The organism is Streptococcus sp. 1004_SSPC (assembly GCF_001069025.1).
Lineage (GTDB): Bacteria > Bacillota > Bacilli > Lactobacillales > Streptococcaceae > Streptococcus > Streptococcus vestibularis.
The window spans coordinates 1-584 of the sequence record NZ_JWGQ01000104.1 but is presented as its reverse complement, the minus strand read 5'-3'; the positions used below and the strand labels follow the sequence as shown (position 1 = coordinate 584).

The following is a 584-nucleotide window of genomic DNA, read 5'->3' as shown; positions in this document are numbered from 1 at the left end:
AAAAGACAATCGACAATAGCTTCAACTAAGCCACATACGATTGCCTCTATACATCGTCTCATTAGAACAATGTATTATCTCATAACGTATAACAAACTTTACGATTATACTTCTACCCAAAATCGGTAAAATTATTTATGCCATATTATTGTAACGCCTTGTTTCAAAAAATACCAGATGAGGTGTTTTTTTAGCATGCTCTTTTATGGATCAAAAAGTGTTAAAAATAAGACAGTAACCTCAGAATAGCTACTGTCTTATCTGTTTTTTTACTTAAAGCCTTGATAGACTTAACAAATGATAGAAAAGCCTTTTTCCTTTGTCTCCCCGTTAGATCCTTCCTCTCTCAATCGCAAAAAACTGATGAATCATTCGATTCATCAGTTTTTGGGAAGATATGTTCATTGCAAACAAATCATATCAATTAGAAAGCTTAGTCTTCTTTCTTCTTACGAGCTACAAGACCAAATCCACTCAAGACTCCGAGAAGTCCAAGTGCTGCTAGGTTAGCATTGTCTTCTGTACCTGTATTTGGCAACTCTTTTTGACCTTCAACATATTTTGGTGTTGCTGGTTGACTTGGT

Annotated in this window: 1 protein-coding gene and 1 pseudogene; one reads left to right on the top strand and one right to left on the bottom strand. The window is 34.8% G+C overall.

The features are described 5' to 3' along the window. A pseudogene (locus ADF62_RS10885) lies at positions 1–129 on the top strand (IS110 family transposase); the annotation flags it as partial. A gap of 304 nt (positions 130–433) precedes the next feature. On the opposite strand, the gene ADF62_RS10480 reads toward ADF62_RS10885, so the two are convergent. Continuing rightward, the coding region (locus ADF62_RS10480; protein ID WP_152901337.1) for an LPXTG cell wall anchor domain-containing protein at positions 434–584 on the bottom strand (151 nt) is incomplete at its 5' end.